Raw genomic sequence first — 15,279 nt, 5'->3', positions numbered from 1 at the left:
GTGTCCTCTGGATAAGCCCCTTGGCGGTGGGGCGGGAATACCTTCAAGACCTGAACAACAGGTCGTGTGTTGATAGGAAACGAGGACAATGAAATAAAATTTAACTGATCATCGATCAGTGCGCTTCCCACTCGCGCATCCGCACCCGGCAGTGCTTCATGGCATTGACGATGTGTTTCTCCACCATGGCGCGGGAAATGCACAGGCGTTCGGCGATCTGCAGGTGGGTCAGGCCTTCGAGTTTGCGCAGCAGGAAGCTGTCGCGACAGGCCGGCGGCAGCTCGGCCAGGGCGCGTTCGAGCAGTTCCAGGCGCTGGCCGTGATCGTGGTGGGTGTGAGGCGAACTGCTGGCGAAGCGCTCTTCGGCATCCAGCACGTCCAGGGGTTCAACCTGGCGCAAGGCATTGCGCCGATGTCCATCGATCACCAGATTCAATGCGGTGCGGTACAAAAAGGCACGGGGTTGTTCGATGGGCGTGTCGCTGGAACGCTCCAGCACCCGGACATAAGCGTCATGCACCACATCCTCGGCCACCTGACGGTTGCCCAGCTTGGCGTTGAGGAAACACACCAGCTCGCGATAGTAGTTTTCCAACATGACTCCCGACCGCCGGGTGGCGGCATTTGGTCCCTGGGTGCAAAAAACAGCCTGTAGACGCGAGCGTGCTTGCGAAGACCGTTAATGATATCGCGAGCATTCAGGATAAACGCAGCGCCTGAACGTCCCTCGCGGGCAAGCTCGCTCCTACACTTAAATCAACCCGTTCGGTGATGGCAGTTTGAGTGCGTGCAATTTATAGTAATTCTCATCTACTTTTAAAGCAGACTTGCATCAACGGACGATTTTTTTCTTCAAGGGAGCTGTAACTGCTTATGTAACCGCCTAAATCCCCGCGCAATTCCCTCGTTTACTTGTCAGCTCCCCGCAACTGCGGTCCGAACTTTCCTGGCTGGAACCAAAGCATGAAACGCCCTCGACCTGCCCGACGCGCCTTGCTTGTTATCGCGTGCCTGATCCCTTTTATCGCCGTCGCGGCCTGGCAGGTGCTGCCGCCGGGGCGTGACACTCTCACCACCGTCACCGTCACCCGCGGCAGTATCGAAAACAGCGTGACCGCCTTGGGCACCCTACAACCGCGTCGCTATGTGGACGTCGGTGCCCAGGCCTCTGGCCAGATCCGCAAAATCCACGTCGAAGCCGGCGACCAGGTCGAGGAAGGCCAATTGCTGGTTGAGATCGATCCGTCCACGCAAAAAGCCAAGCTGGACGCCAGCCGCTACGCCATCGAAAACCTCAAGGCCCAGTTGCAGGAACAAAAGGCTCAGCACGAATTGGCACGCCAGAAGTACCAGCGCCAGCAACGCCTGACCGCCGCAAACGCCACCCGTGAGGAAGACGTGCAAACCGCGAAGGCCGAACTGAGCGCTACCCAGGCCCGGGTCGACATGTTCCAGGCGCAGATCCTGCAAGCCCAGGCCAGCCTGCGCAGTGACGAAGCGGAATTGGGCTACACACGCATCTACGCGCCCATGACCGGCACCGTGGTCGCGGTGGACGCGCGGGTTGGCCAAACCCTCAATGCCCAGCAGCAGACGCCGTTGATCCTGCGCATCGCCAAGCTGTCGCCGATGACGGTGTGGGCAGAAGTCTCGGAGGCCGATATCGGCCACGTCAAACCCGGCATGACCGCGTACTTCACTACCTTGAGCGGCGGTAACCGACGCTGGACCAGCACCGTGCGGCAGATCCTGCCGATCCCGCCCAAGCCGTTGAATGAAACCCAAGGCAGCGGCAGCCCCAACAGCACCAGTAAAAGCGGCAGCGGCCGCGTGGTGCTGTACACCGTGCTGCTGGACGTGGACAACAGCGACAACGCGCTGATGGCCGAAATGACCACCCAGGTATTTTTCGTCGCCAGCCAAGTCAAGGATGCGCTCACCGCGCCGGTTGCCGCGTTATCGGGCACGGCGAACGCCAACCAGCAGATCGCCCAGGTCGTGGGCAAGAACGGCCGTATCGAGCAGCGCCAGGTGCAGGTGGGCATCAGCGACCGCCTGCGCGTCCAGGTGCTCGACGGCTTGAGCGAAGGCGATCACCTGCTGATCGGCCCCGCCGACGGCAACGGGGGTTGAGGTGACCACGCCCCTGATCGAACTCAAGAACATCCGCAAATCCTACGGCGGCGGCGACAGCCCGCAGGTCGACGTGTTGCGCGGCATAGACCTGTCGATCCATGCCGGGGAGTTCGTCGCCATCGTCGGCGCCTCCGGCTCCGGCAAGTCCACGCTGATGAATATCCTTGGCTGTCTCGACCGCCCCAGCACAGGCAACTACCTGTTCGCCGGGGAAAACGTCGCCCACCTGGACAGCGATGAACTGGCCTGGCTGCGCCGCGAAGCGTTCGGGTTCGTGTTCCAGGGCTACCACCTGATCCCGTCGGGCTCGGCCCAGGAGAACGTCGAGATGCCGGCGATCTACGCCGGCATCAGCGCCGCCGAGCGCCATGCCCGCGCCAACGCCCTGCTCACGCGCCTGGGCCTGGCCGAACGCACCGGCAACCGTCCGCACCAACTCTCCGGGGGCCAGCAACAGCGGGTATCCATTGCCCGAGCCTTGATGAACGGCGGGCATATCATCCTCGCCGACGAACCCACCGGCGCCCTCGACAGCCACAGTGGCGCCGAGGTCATGACCCTGCTCGATGAACTCGCCAGCCAGGGCCACGTGGTGATCCTGATCACCCACGACCGCGAAGTGGCGGCGCGGGCCAATCGCATCATCGAGATTCGCGATGGTTTGATCATCAGCGACTCGGCGGACAGCAGCGACGTTGCGCCAGCATTAGCGAACGGTGCTCTGCAAGCCGTGGATCTGCGCCAGCGCCTGGCCGACGGCGCCGAGCACAATGGCGCGTGGAAAGCCGAGCTGGTGGACGCGGTGCAAGCCGCCTGGCGGGTGATGTGGATCAACCGCTTCCGCACCGCACTGACCCTGCTGGGGATCATCATTGGCGTGGCCTCGGTGGTGGTGATGCTGGCCGTCGGTGAGGGCAGCAAGCGCCAGGTCATGGCGCAGATGGGGGCGTTCGGTTCCAACATTATCTACCTCAGTGGAACATCGCCCAACCCGCGCACGCCCCTGGGTATCGTGACCCTCGACGACGTCCACGCACTGGCGGCGTTACCCCAGGTCCAGCGCATCATGCCGGTCAACGGCAGCGAAGTCGGGGTGCGCTTCAGCAACGTCGACTACATGGCCTACGTGGGGGGCAATGACACCAACTTCCCGGAGATTTTTAATTGGCCGGTGGTCGAGGGTAATTACTTCACGGCCGCCGACGAGCGTGCCGCCGCCACGGTGGCGGTGATCGGTCATCGCGTGCGCGAGAAGCTGTTCAAGGGCGAGGTCAACCCGATCGGCCAGTACATCCTGATTGAAAACGTGCCATTCCAGGTAATCGGCGTGCTGGCGGAAAAAGGCGCCGCCTCCGGCAACAAGGACAGTGACGACCGCGTTGCCATCCCTTACACCGCCGCCAGCGTGCGTCTGTTCGGCAACTACAACCCCGAGTATGTCGTGATCGCGGCGGCCGATGCGCGCAAGGTCCGCGAAACCGAGGTGGCCATCGACCAGTTGATGCAAAAGCTGCACAACGGCAAGCGCGACTATGAGCTGACCAACAACGCCGCGATGATCCAGGCCGAGGCCCGCACTCAGAACACGCTGTCATTGATGCTCGGTTCGATTGCGGCAATTTCCCTGCTGGTGGGCGGGATCGGCGTGATGAATATCATGCTGATGACCGTGCGCGAGCGTACCCGCGAAATCGGCATTCGCATGGCCACCGGCGCACGCCAGCGCGACATCCTGCGCCAGTTCCTCACGGAAGCGGTGATGCTCTCGGTGGTCGGCGGTTTGTGCGGCATCGCCCTAGCATTGTTGGTCGGCGGGGTGCTGGTGCTGGCCAAGGTGGCGGTGCAGTTCTCCCTATTGGCGGTGTTTGGCGCGTTTGGTTGCGCACTCGTCACCGGTGTCGTATTCGGCTTCATGCCGGCCCGTAAAGCTGCCCGGCTCGATCCGGTTAAGGCGTTGACCAGTGAATAAACGATCCCTCTACCTGCCCGCCTTGTGCGTATTACTCAGCGCCTGCACCGGCAACCCGCCAGCGGTCGACAGCGGGATTGCACCGCCTGCCGCCTGGCAACTTGCCGAACGCGACGCCGCCCAAGCCACCAATCAGCAATGGTGGACACAGTTTGGCAGCCCGCAGCTCAACCGTCTGATCGACCAGGCCCGGCGTGACAGCTTCGACGTGGCCGCCGCCACCGCACGCGTGCACCAAGCCCAAGCCAGTGCAGTGATCGCCGGCGCGCCGCTGTTGCCGGAGGTGAAGCTCAACCTCACCACCAGCCGTCAGAAACTGTTGCGTGGTCCGGGTGGACCGGATCTTGACGCATCACAAAGCGATGACACCGTCGACAATTTCGGCGCCAACCTCACCGCCAGCTACGAAGTGGACTTCTGGGGCGGTCGCGCCGCCGCTCGCGACAGCGCCCTGCACAACGTGCGCGCCAGCGAGTTTGACCAGGCCACCGTGGAGCTGACCTTGCTCAGCAGCGTGGCCGACCGCTACGCACAAACCCTGGCCGCGCAGCAACGCCAGCAGATTGCCGAGTTGAACCTGGCCAATGCGCGTAATGTGCTCGACCTTGTACAGACTCGCTATGACGCCGGCTCCGCCACTGCCCTGGAACTGGCCCAGCAAAAAAGCCTGGTGGCCAGCCAGCAACGCCAACTGCCGTTGATCCAGCAATTGGCCGAAGAGTCGCGGATTACGCTGGCTGCCCTCCTCGGCCAGCCGGTACAGGCTCTGAACCTAGGCACCGAACCGTTCCAAGCCTTGACCTGGCCTGCAATCGGCGCCGGCTTGCCAAGCCAGTTGCTCAGCCGTCGCCCCGATATCGCCAAGGCCGAGGCACAGCTGGCGGCAGCGCAGGCCGACGTCACGGTGGCTCGCGCGGCCATGCTGCCCGCCATCACCCTTGGCGCCACCCTGGGTTCCGACGCCTACAAAGCCGTGGATGTGCTGCGCAGCCCTTATTACACGCTTACCGCTGGACTGGTGGCGCCGATCTTCAACAACGGCCGTTTAAGTGCTGAACGCGACAAGGCCCGCGCGCGCCAGGATGAACTGCTGCAAACCTATCGCGGTGCGATCATCAACGGCTTTGCCGACGTGGAAAAATCCCTCAGCAGCATCACGCGTCTCGACCAGCAGCGCGAATGGCAAAGCGAAGAACTGCAACAGGCCCAGACCGCCTTCCAGATTGCAGAAAGCCGCTATCAGGCGGGTGCCGAAGACTTGCTCACGGTACTGGAAACCCAGCGCACCCTGTACACAGCCCAGGACCAGAACGTGCAACTGCGGCTGTCGCGCCTACAGGCCAGCATCGCGCTGTACAAAGCATTAGGCGGCGGCTGGCAGACTCAGATCCGATAAACAAAACTCCGTTTTCGTACGCCAGCTGTCTTCTCGCCCTACATTCTTCGACCAACGGTCCTTGGTAAAAAAACCGCACTCACACGGTTGCCCAGGACCTCTTGATGACTGTCGCAAAATACCTGACGTGCGCCTGTCTCTGGATGACAGCAAGCGCTGCCCAAGACCTGATTGCCCCCACCGCCATCGATTGGCTGCTGGATTGCCCCCTGCCGACCGTTGAACGCCTGGACCCCGAAGTGCTGCAGCGCACCCAATGCGGCGTCGTGAGCGTACCGCGCAATTACGCAGCCCCCCGGCAAGGCAACCTGCGCCTCTACCTGACCCGCGTCGGCGCCCGAGACCCACTGAACCGGGAAGGCGTGGTGTTCGCCCAGGCCGGCGACGCGCCTAAAAGGAATCAGGGCGGCACCTTCGTCATTCACCTGACCAGCCTTTGGGGTTCTTACTCCAACCCGGCGTATCGCACACTGGTCAACCGCTACGACTTCATCGAGCTCAGCCCTCGCGACCTCGACAACGAGACTGGAGTCGAACAGGCCGCTCAAGACCTTGAGTATGTGCGCAGCCAACTGGGCGAGGCCCAACTGTTCTACCTGGGCAATGCCGATGCCACCCGCCTGGGCAACCGTTACGCGGCCCTGTTTCCCGAACGGGTAGCGCGCATGGTGCTGGTCAATGCGCAGCAGCCCGAATCGGCAGCGCCCCACGTCGAACAACTGCGCCTGAAAGAAACAACCAAACAGGACGCCAGCAGCTGCATCAACCGTTGGGTGGGCGATTTCCTGGTCTTCGGCAAGCAGCCGCCGCCGTCCACCCGATGCCTGGACTCAGGCAACGGGGAGTAACCACCCGATTGCGACCTTTTGCCGTCGAAAACGACACCCGCCGTTGACGCTGCCCCCCGATCGTTATTAAGTGCTATTTATCCGCATTAATACGATAAATCGAACTTATGCTAAGCCGCCCGCTACGACGCAAACGCCAGAAGCTGTCCGACGTGATTGTCGAGTCGGTCAAGCGCTCCATCGTCACCGATGCCTTGAAGCCCGGCGACCGCTTGCCCACCGAACGCGAGCTGATGGAAAGCTTCCAGTGCTCCAAAGGCTCGGCCCGTGAAGCGCTCAAGGCCTTGGAAGTCGAAGGGTTGGTGAGCACGCGTACCGGGCCCAGCGGCGGCGCCTACCTGAACCAGGCCGGCACCGAACCGGCCAGCCGGGCGTTGCGCAACTACCTGCACTTCCAGCACCTGGACGGCGAGCAGGTGTACCAACTGCGCAAAGTCATCGAAGTGGAACTGGCGGTGTCGGTACTCGGACGCTTGAGCGAAGACGACTACCAAGCCCTGCAAGACAACGTGGATTTTTGCAGCGCGCCCGAAGACAGCGAGGCTGGCCAGCGTGAACAGCGCCTGGCAGAACTGGAGTTTCACAACCTGCTGGCCAAGGCCTGCCCCAACCCGTTGCTGAGTTTCATGGCGCAGTTCCTCAACGACCTGTTGCGTGACCTGGTGGTGTTGAAAAAGGCCTACAAGCCCAAGCGCAAGCAGTTCGATGCGGCCAACCTGGATTATCACAAGCAGTTGCTGATCGCGTTTCGGGCCGGGGATGAAAGCGCAGTGCGCAGCCTGATGCATGAACACATGTGCGACGCCGAACACCATATGACGGCGCTGGAAGGTGAAGTCAGCCCGCATTTTCTATTGGAGTTCGATCATCGTTAAGGACACCACGAATCCAATGTGGGAGCGGGCTTGCTCGCGAATGCGGTGGGTCAGCAATGCACCCGGTGACTGATACACCGCATTCGCGAGCAAGCCCGCTCCCACAGTTTGACCCTATTCCAACCAAAACCGCGTTATCCCAATAACAGGCCTGCCCACAGGCCCTTGCTCCACCGTATCGCCATTGCCACTCCTGCCAATAACTAAACCAGGGAGTCACCCCATGCAGCGTCGTACGTTGTTGAAAGCCAGTCTTACCGCAGCCGCCGCCCTCAGCCTCCCGCTGAGCATTCGGTCTGCATTCGCCGCCGAGCCCTTTACCTTTTACGGCCTCAAGTCCATGTCTGGCGCCTTTGCCAGCTATGGCAAGTTTGCCGACATGGGTTCGCGCCTGGCGGTGCAACAGCACCCGCAGGTGCTAGGTCGCGCGTTGAACTACAAGGTCATCGACACCGAAGGCAACGCCGGCAAGGCGGTGCGCAAGGTGCAGGAAGCCATCCAGCAGGACGGCGCACGGTTCTTCCAGGGTTGCACCTTGTCGTCGTCGGCACTGGCGGTGGCCAAGGAAGTCGACAAGGTGGGTGGCGTGTTCATGACCCCGGTCGGCGCCGATGAAGTCACCGGCAAGGACTGCAACCTCGCGACCTTCCGCTGGTCGGTGCCCACCTACGGTGCCATCCGCGAAACCATGGTGCCGCTGATCAAGCTGCTGCCGGACGCCAAGCGCTGGTACACCATCACCCCGCAATACGTGTTCGGCGAAGCGTTGCTCGAAGGCGCAAAAAATGTGCTCAAGGAAAACGGCCTGGAGCACATCGGCAACAGCTACCACTCACTGCAGGAACAGGAGTTCTCCGGTTACCTGACCAATGCCATCGCCGCCAAGCCCGATGTGCTGGTACTGCTCAACTTCGGCAGCCAGTCGTCCAACACCCTGCGCCAGGCGGTCAACTTCGGCATCAAGGAACGCATGAAAGTGCTGTTGGTGTGGTCCGCCGGCCTCGACCAGTTCCAGGAACTGGGCAGCGACGTGCTGGAAGGCGTGTACCTTGGCGCGCAGTACTGGCACCAGGTCGACACCCCGCTCAACCGTGAACTGGTCAAGCTCACCCAGGCCCAATACGGCATCAACCCCACCTATCCGCTGGCCGCCGACTACATCAGCACCAAGATCATGCTCGACACCATCATCGCCACCGGCAGCTTCGACGGGCCCACCGTGGCCAAGGCCATGCAGGGCCTGAGCTACGAAGGGCCGACCGGCAAGGAATCGATCCGCGCCGGCGACCATCAGGTGATCAAGGATTACTACCTGCTGATCGGCAAGGCCACTGCCGACATGGCCGACAAGGATGACCTGGCCAAGGTGCTCAGCGCCGGCCAGTCGTTCCCACCCGTGGAAGCCACGGGCTGCACGCTCGGCTGATCCCCTGAATTTGGTAGCGCAGGGCCGTGCAAGCGGCCTCCTGCAGAGGGTTCCTGCATGCTTAATCTTTACCTGTTCCAGATTCTCAACGGCCTCGGATTGGGGATGATCTACTTCCTGATCGCGGTCGGGCTGACGATCATTTTCGGCCTGCTCAACTTCGTCAACTTCGCCCACGGCGCGTTTTTCCTGCTGGGTGCCTACATCTGCTACACCGCTGTGAGCCTCACCGGCAACTTCTGGCTGGCGCTGCTGATCGCGCCGCTGGTGGTGGCCGCACTGGCCTGGGTCATCGAGCGAGTGTTGATCCAGCGGATCTATCACTTGCCACACATGTTCCAGATCCTGGTGACCTTAGGGATCGCGCTGATCATCCAGGAAGCCAGCGTGATGATTTGGGGCCCGGTGGGCAAGAGCGTCGCCGTGCCGGAACTGCTGCGCGGCGTGCTGGTGGTGGGTGACTTCGTCTACCCCTACTACCGCCTGTTCCTCATCGTGTTCTCCGGGCTGGTCGGCCTGGGCCTGTGGCTGCTGCTGGAACGCACGCGCTTCGGTGCCCTGGTGCGGGCCGGCAGTGAAAGCACCGAAACCGTGTCGCTGCTGGGCACCAATATTTTCCGCCTGTTCTCCATGACCTTCGCCCTCGGCGTGGCCCTGGCCGGCGTTGCCGGCGTACTGTTCGCCCCGTTGCGCGGCGCCCAGCCCTTTGTCGGCCCGGAGATTCTCGGGGTGGCCTTCGTGGTGGTGGTGATCGGCGGCATGGGTTCGTTCAGCGGTGCGCTGGTCGGCGGTTTGCTGGTGGGCGTGGTGCAAAGCCTGATGACCACACTCTGGCCCCAAGGCGCGAGCCTGATGATCTATGGCGCAATGGCCGTGGTGATTCTGGTACGTCCTTACGGCCTGTTCGGGAGAGCCTGAGATGAGCGAGAAAAATCCCCTGCCGTTCGCCAAGACCCAATCCAAGGCCATGTTGCTGTGGGTGCTGGCGGTACTGATCGGCCTGCCGTTGATATTGCCCTCGGCGACCCTGGCCACCGAGATCCTGATCTTTGCCATGGCCGCCCTCGCCTGCAACCTGTTGCTGGGCTACACCGGGCTGCTGTCGTTCGGCCAAGGCATCTTCTTCGGGGCCGGCGCCTACTGTGCGGCGTTGCTGATGATTCATCTGCAACTGGGCCTGTTCACCGCATTGCTCGGCGCCGCCATCGCGGGTGGCTTCCTGGCGTTGCTGGTGGGCGCCCTGGCGATCCGTCGCACCGGCATCTACTTCGTGATGCTGACCCTCGCATTCAGCCAGATGGCCTACTTTGTCGCCTACACCCTCAGCGACTGGACCGGTGGCGACAACGGCCTGCTCAGCGTGCCACGCCCGGAGATCCGCCTGGGTGAAACCGTGCTGCTGTCACTGGCCGACGCCCGCGCCTTCTACGCGTTTGTCGCGGTGCTGTTCCTGCTGATCTTCATCGGCGCACGCCGGGTGATCGCTTCGCCGTTCGGCAGCACGCTGATGGCCATCCGCGAAAACGAAACCCGCGCCTCAGCCATCGGCTATGACACACGCCACTTCAAAATCCTGGTGTTTGTGCTGTCCGGCGCCGTCACCGGCATCGCCGGCGCGCTCTACGCGATGCTGCTGCACTTTGTGCCGCTGTCGAATATCGACCTGATGATGTCCGAAAACATCCTGATCATGACCATCGTCGGCGGCACGGGCTCGTTGTTCGGCTCGTTGCTGGGCGCCGGTTCCATCGTGTTGCTGGGGGATTTCCTCTCCGACCTGTGGCCGCGCTGGCTGATGCTGCTGGGGGTGATTCTGATCCTGGTGGTGATCTTCATGCGCGGTGGTTTGTGGGGCGGCCTGGTGTCGCTGTTTGAACGGGTGCGTGGCAGCCGCAAGACCGCCGCTGTCGCCAAGGAGGAAGGGCTATGAGCATCCTGTTGGAAACCAAAGACCTGGAACTGGCCTACGGCGCGTTCCATGCGGTGAACGGCGTGAACCTCAAGGTCGAGGCCGGCACCATCCACACCATCATCGGGCCCAACGGCGCGGGCAAGACCAGCCTGTTCCACTGCCTTACCGGCGAACGCCAGGCCACCGCCGGGGCGATTCATTTCGACGGCAAGAACCTGATGCGCAAGCCCGCCCACGGCCGGGTCGGCTTGGGCATGGCGCGCTCGTTCCAGCTTACCAGCCTGTTCCAGAACCTCAGCGTGCGCGAAAACCTGCGGCTGGCCGCCCAAGGCCGCGACGGTGCGCGTGCCTTGAATTTCTGGCGTCGCGTCGACAGCAAGCGCGAACACCTGGAGATGGCCGACCAGGTGCTGGAGCGTCTGCAACTCACTGCCCGCGCCGATACCCTCGCCGGCGAGTTGTCCCACGGCCAGCAGCGGGTGCTGGAGGTGGGCATGTCGATCTGCTCCAAACCGAAACTGTTGATGCTGGATGAGCCCACCTCGGGCATGGGCATCGATGACATCCCGATCATGACTCAGTTGATCAGCGACCTAGGCCGTGACCACACGGTGCTGCTGATCGAACACAACATGAGCATTGTCATGTCCATCAGCCAACGCATCACGGTGATGAGCCACGGGCAGATCCTGGTGGAAGGCACGCCGGAATTCGTGCGTGCCGATGAACGCGTGCGCACCGCGTATCTTGGGGAGGCTGCCTGATGCTGATCGTCGAGAATATCCATTCCTACTACGACAAGAGCCATGTGCTGGAAGGCGTGTCGCTGACCGTCAACCCTGGCGAACTGGTGACACTGCTGGGACGCAATGGCGCCGGCAAGACCACCACCCTGCGCAGCATCCTCGGCATCATCTGCCCGCGCCAGGGCCAGATCCACTTCAACGGCCAGGCGCTGGTGGGCCAGAAAATCTTCGAAATCGCGCGCCAGGGCCTGGCGCTGGTGCCGGAGAACCGTGGGATTTTCCGCCTGCTCACGGTCGAGGAAAACCTGCGCATCGCCACGCGCAAGACCAGCCGCTGGCAGCTTGAGGACGTCTACGGCATGTTCCCGCGTCTCAAGGAGCGCCGCAAAAACGCCGGCCATGCGCTGTCCGGCGGCGAGCAACAGATGCTCGCCATCGCCCGCGCCCTGCTCAACGATCCCAAGCTGCTGATTCTCGATGAACCCACCGAGGGCCTGGCGCCGGTGATCGTCGACGAACTGGTGAAGATCCTGCGCAAGGTCAAGGACGACGGCCTGCCGGTGCTGTTGGTGGAACAGAACCTGATGGTCTGCGACAAGCTCGCCGACCGCCACTACGTGCTCGAACAGGGCCGCGTGGTCTACGAGGGCAGCGCCGAAGCCTTCCGCGCCGACCCAACCATCAAAAACCGTTATTTGGCCCTGAGTGCCTGACCGGAGATTGCACATGAATAGTTTTGCGCAACCGCTCAAGAGCAACGCCCCGCTGATCAACCGCGACCGCCTCTGGCAATCCTTGATGGACCTGGCCCAGCTCGGAGCCACCGTCAAAGGTGGTGTGTGCCGCCTGGCGCTGACCGACCTGGACCGCCAGGCCCGCGACCTGTTTGTGCAATGGTGCGAGGCCGCCGGCTGCAGTGTCAGTGTCGACGCCATCGGCAATATCTTTGCACGCCGTGCCGGGCGCAACCCCGCCCTGCCCCCGGTGATGACCGGCAGCCATATCGACACCCAGCCCACCGGCGGCAAGTTCGACGGGTGCTACGGGGTGATGGCCGGGCTGGAAGTGATCCGCACCCTGAATGACTTGAACATCGAAACCGCCGCGCCGATTGAAGTGGTGGTGTGGACCAACGAAGAAGGCTCGCGTTTTCCGCCGTGCATGATGGGCTCCGGGGTGTTTGCCGGTAAGTTCGATTTGCAGGATACCCTCGACAAGCTCGATGACCAGGGTCTGTCGGTCGGCGCCGAATTGCAGCGCATCGGTTATGCCGGATCCCGCGCCGTGCTCGGTCACCCGGTGGGCGCCTACTTCGAAGCACACATCGAACAAGGCCCGGTGCTGGAGGACCAGGCCACCACCATTGGCGTGGTCATGGGCTGCCTGGGCCAGAAGTGGTTCGACCTGACCCTTACCGGCGTAGAAGCCCACGCCGGCCCGACGCCGATGCACCTGCGCAAGGATGCCCTGGTCGGCGCCGCCGAGGTGGTCAGCGCGGTCAACCGTATCGCCCATCAACAACAACCGCACGCCTGCGGCACGGTCGGTTGCCTGAGCCTGCACCCCGGTTCACGCAATGTGATTCCTGGCCAAGTGCACATGACCATCGACCTGCGCCACCTGCATGCGGACAAGCTGCAAGCCATGGTCGATGAAGTGCGCGGCGTGATCGAAGACACCGCTAAAAGGCACGGCCTCACCTTCGAGCTGACGCCGACGGCTGATTTTCCGGCGCTGGACTTCAACCCGGTCTGCGTCAACGCTGTGCGCGACGCCGCGGCTGTATTGGGCTTGAGCCATATGGATATCGTCAGCGGCGCCGGGCACGATGCGATTTTCGTCGCCGAACTCGGCCCGGCCGGGATGATTTTTGTGCCGTGCGAAGGCGGCATCAGCCATAACGAAATCGAAAACGCGGCGCCGGACGACCTGGCGGCGGGCTGCGCGGTATTGCTGCGCGCCATGGTCAATGCAGCCCAGGGGGAAACGGCATGAGCGAGATCGGCCAACTGACGGCAGTGCAGCTGCTGCAGCATTTTCGCGACAAGACCTTGTCACCGGTGGACGTCACCGAAGACGCCCTGCTGCGTATCGAACGCTATAACCCGGTGGTGAATGCCTACTGCCACGTGGACCCGGAAGGCGCGCTGAACGCCGCGCGCGCTTCGGAACAACGCTGGCTCAACGGCCAACCCTGCGGCGCGCTGGACGGTGTGCCGGCGTCGATCAAAGACCTGACGCTGACCGTCGGCATGCCGACCCGCAAGGGCTCGCGCACCACATCGGCCGAGGGCCCGTGGGACGTCGACGCGCCCTTCACCGCCTTTATGCGCAAGGCCGGTGCGGTGCTGCTGGGCAAGACCACTACCCCGGAATTCGGTTGGAAAGGCGTCACCGACAACCCGTTGTACGGCATTACCCGCAATCCCTGGGACACACGCACCACGGCGGGCGGCTCATCCGGCGGCGCGGGGGCCGCGGCAGCGCTGAACCTGGGCGTGCTGCACCAAGGCAGCGATGCCGGCGGTTCGATCCGGATTCCCTGTGCATTTACCGGCACCTTCGGGATCAAACCGACGTTTGGCTATGTGCCGCAGTGGCCGGCCAGCGCCATGACCCTTCTCTCGCACCTGGGGCCGATGACCCGTACGGTGGAAGACAGCGTGTTGATGCTACAGACCATCGCCCAGCCGGACACGCGCGACGGCTTGATCGGCGCGCCACGCACCACGCCGTGGCTCACACCGGGTACGGATCTGAACGGTTTGCGTGTCGCCTATAGCCCGAACTTCGGTTACGTGGACGTCGACCCGCAAGTGGCCAAGGTCGTCGCTCAAGCGGTGGCAGGGCTGGTGCAACTGGGCGCCCATGTCGAGCAAATCGACCCCGGCTTCAGCGACCCGCTGGAAGTCTTCAGCACCCTGTGGGCGGCCGGCGCCGCACGCCTGACAAGCCCCATGAACGATGCGCAAAAACAGCTGCTGGACCCAGGCCTGCTGCGTATTGCACAACGCGGCGAACGCTTGAGCCTGGATGACTTCAACGCCGCCCTCGAAGCCCGCGCAGCCCTGGTGGCGCGCATGGCGGCGTTCCATGAGCACTACGATGTACTGGTGTCGCCGATGATGCCCATCACGGCATTCGACGCTGGGCACGACGTACCGCCCGGCTCCGGCTTGGAGGAATGGACACAGTGGACACCGTTCACCTACCCCTTCAACCTGACCCAACAGCCAGCGGCCTCGGTGCCGTGTGGGTTGGCGACGAATGGCTTGCCGGTGGGCTTGCATGTAGTGGGCGCGCGGTTTGCCGACGAACAAGTGTTGCGGGTGTGCCACGCCTACGCGAAGGCCTTCCCGACCCAGCACCTCCAAGCCCCACAAACCCCAACCTGAAATGCCCCCTGTAGGAGCCGGCTTGCCGGCGCTACACCTACCGGCTTTTGATTCAACCACTCAGGCCGGCTATCAGGCCGCCGTGCTCTTGCTCTTGCTTTTGATCTTGATCTTGATCCTAAGCGCCCCGTCAAACACGCTGGCCGGAATTCGACAGGGATTTGGGGGGTAAACCGGCAGGGATGCCGGTTTAGCCGCCCCGCGCCATGGATGGCGCGTGGCGGCGGCCCCCCAAATCCCTGTCGGATTACGGGCACACCGAGCCTAGGCGAGGTGCCGAGTGTTGGGGCAAGAGCGCTTTGGTTACTTTCGCGCTTTTCGAAAGTGACCCGCCGTAAGGGCGGAACCAATAGCCGCCGTTACCTAAATAACGGATATATACCCGGTCAGATCCAACATCCAGGTCGGCTGTCAGGCCGCCTTCGCAGGCAAGCCAGCTCCCACATTTGGATCGCGGGGCTACAGTGAGATTGTCGTCGGCTGTCAGGCCGCCTTCGCAGGCAAGCCAGCTCCCACATTTAGATCGCGGGGCTACAGTGAGATTGTCGTCGGCTGTCAGGCCGCCTTCGCAGGCAA

General features: G+C 62.8%; 13 protein-coding genes. 12 read left to right on the top strand and 1 reads right to left on the bottom strand.

Features of this window, described 5'->3' with window-relative positions; translation table 11 throughout:
* Nucleotides 1–115: 115 nt before the first annotated feature.
* Complete coding sequence (locus AC4PS7_RS16345) at nucleotides 116–598, bottom strand: sigma-70 family RNA polymerase sigma factor (RefSeq protein ID WP_106119349.1); 483 nt, start codon at nucleotides 596–598, stop codon at nucleotides 116–118.
* Between the two features lie 365 nt (nucleotides 599–963).
* Between AC4PS7_RS16345 and AC4PS7_RS16340 the strand changes: the two genes are divergently transcribed.
* From AC4PS7_RS16340 to AC4PS7_RS16285, 12 genes are all read left to right on the top strand, one after another.
* Nucleotides 964–2,133, top strand: coding sequence for an efflux RND transporter periplasmic adaptor subunit (locus AC4PS7_RS16340; RefSeq protein WP_010209313.1), 1,170 nt, complete (start codon nucleotides 964–966; stop codon nucleotides 2,131–2,133).
* Between the two features lies 1 nt (nucleotide 2,134).
* Nucleotides 2,135–4,105 carry a MacB family efflux pump subunit gene (locus tag AC4PS7_RS16335; protein ID WP_010209310.1) on the top strand — a complete coding sequence of 657 codons (1,971 nt, stop codon included), beginning with the start codon at nucleotides 2,135–2,137 and terminating at the stop codon, nucleotides 4,103–4,105.
* Nucleotides 4,098–5,501 (top strand): efflux transporter outer membrane subunit, encoded by a 1,404-nt coding sequence (locus AC4PS7_RS16330; protein ID WP_460114371.1) that lies wholly within the window; start codon nucleotides 4,098–4,100, stop codon nucleotides 5,499–5,501. Before AC4PS7_RS16335 ends, AC4PS7_RS16330 begins: the two co-directional genes overlap by 8 nt.
* 104 nt (nucleotides 5,502–5,605) lie before the next feature.
* Entirely contained in the window at nucleotides 5,606–6,349 is a 744-nt protein-coding gene (locus AC4PS7_RS16325) for an alpha/beta fold hydrolase (protein WP_460114370.1), read from the top strand.
* Nucleotides 6,350–6,456: 107 nt separating this feature from the next.
* On the top strand, nucleotides 6,457–7,224 hold the full coding sequence (locus tag AC4PS7_RS16320) for a FadR/GntR family transcriptional regulator (RefSeq protein ID WP_010209305.1): 768 nt from the start codon (nucleotides 6,457–6,459) through the stop codon (nucleotides 7,222–7,224).
* A 223-nt stretch (nucleotides 7,225–7,447) separates the two neighbouring features.
* Nucleotides 7,448–8,650, top strand: coding sequence for an ABC transporter substrate-binding protein (locus AC4PS7_RS16315; RefSeq protein WP_010209304.1), 1,203 nt, complete (start codon nucleotides 7,448–7,450; stop codon nucleotides 8,648–8,650).
* 57 nt (nucleotides 8,651–8,707) lie between these two features.
* Nucleotides 8,708–9,568, top strand: a complete 861-nt coding sequence (locus AC4PS7_RS16310; protein ID WP_021492866.1) for a branched-chain amino acid ABC transporter permease — start codon at nucleotides 8,708–8,710, stop codon at nucleotides 9,566–9,568.
* Between the two features lies 1 nt (nucleotide 9,569).
* Nucleotides 9,570–10,580, top strand: a complete 1,011-nt coding sequence (locus AC4PS7_RS16305) for a branched-chain amino acid ABC transporter permease (protein ID WP_010209302.1) — start codon at nucleotides 9,570–9,572, stop codon at nucleotides 10,578–10,580.
* The gene (locus AC4PS7_RS16300; protein WP_010209301.1) at nucleotides 10,577–11,326 is read left to right on the top strand and encodes an ABC transporter ATP-binding protein; all 750 of its coding nucleotides are present in this window, start codon (nucleotides 10,577–10,579) and stop codon (nucleotides 11,324–11,326) included. The genes AC4PS7_RS16305 and AC4PS7_RS16300 overlap by 4 nt, the downstream gene beginning before the upstream one ends.
* Complete coding sequence (locus tag AC4PS7_RS16295; RefSeq protein ID WP_042572037.1) at nucleotides 11,326–12,021, top strand: ABC transporter ATP-binding protein; 696 nt, start codon at nucleotides 11,326–11,328, stop codon at nucleotides 12,019–12,021. The genes AC4PS7_RS16300 and AC4PS7_RS16295 overlap by 1 nt, the downstream gene beginning before the upstream one ends.
* Before the next feature lie 13 nt (nucleotides 12,022–12,034).
* A complete protein-coding gene (locus AC4PS7_RS16290; protein WP_492179618.1) occupies nucleotides 12,035–13,303 on the top strand; it encodes a Zn-dependent hydrolase in 1,269 nt (422 codons plus the stop codon).
* Nucleotides 13,300–14,703 (top strand): amidase, encoded by a 1,404-nt coding sequence (locus AC4PS7_RS16285; protein WP_042572035.1) that lies wholly within the window; start codon nucleotides 13,300–13,302, stop codon nucleotides 14,701–14,703. Before AC4PS7_RS16290 ends, AC4PS7_RS16285 begins: the two co-directional genes overlap by 4 nt.
* The last annotated feature ends 576 nt before the right edge of the window (nucleotides 14,704–15,279 follow it).

This window comes from Pseudomonas sp. DW-iso3 (genome assembly GCF_058725305.1).
This window is presented reverse-complemented; position numbering and strand designations above follow the sequence as displayed.

Excerpts from the sequence above, each read along its gene's own strand:
- AC4PS7_RS16285 (WP_042572035.1), top strand. The coding sequence starts at position 13,300 with ATGAGCGAGATCGGCCAACTGACGGCAGTGCAGCTGCTGCAGCATTTT.
- AC4PS7_RS16320 (WP_010209305.1), top strand. The coding sequence starts at position 6,457 with ATGCTAAGCCGCCCGCTACGACGCAAACGCCAGAAGCTGTCCGACGTG.
- AC4PS7_RS16325 (WP_460114370.1), top strand. The coding sequence starts at position 5,606 with ATGACTGTCGCAAAATACCTGACGTGCGCCTGTCTCTGGATGACAGCA.
- AC4PS7_RS16340 (WP_010209313.1), top strand. The coding sequence starts at position 964 with ATGAAACGCCCTCGACCTGCCCGACGCGCCTTGCTTGTTATCGCGTGC.
- AC4PS7_RS16300 (WP_010209301.1), top strand. The coding sequence starts at position 10,577 with ATGAGCATCCTGTTGGAAACCAAAGACCTGGAACTGGCCTACGGCGCG.
- AC4PS7_RS16315 (WP_010209304.1), top strand. The coding sequence starts at position 7,448 with ATGCAGCGTCGTACGTTGTTGAAAGCCAGTCTTACCGCAGCCGCCGCC.
- AC4PS7_RS16295 (WP_042572037.1), top strand. The coding sequence starts at position 11,326 with ATGCTGATCGTCGAGAATATCCATTCCTACTACGACAAGAGCCATGTG.
- AC4PS7_RS16290 (WP_492179618.1), top strand. The coding sequence starts at position 12,035 with ATGAATAGTTTTGCGCAACCGCTCAAGAGCAACGCCCCGCTGATCAAC.
- AC4PS7_RS16310 (WP_021492866.1), top strand. The coding sequence starts at position 8,708 with ATGCTTAATCTTTACCTGTTCCAGATTCTCAACGGCCTCGGATTGGGG.
- AC4PS7_RS16345 (WP_106119349.1), bottom strand. The coding sequence starts at position 598 with ATGTTGGAAAACTACTATCGCGAGCTGGTGTGTTTCCTCAACGCCAAG.
- AC4PS7_RS16305 (WP_010209302.1), top strand. The coding sequence starts at position 9,570 with ATGAGCGAGAAAAATCCCCTGCCGTTCGCCAAGACCCAATCCAAGGCC.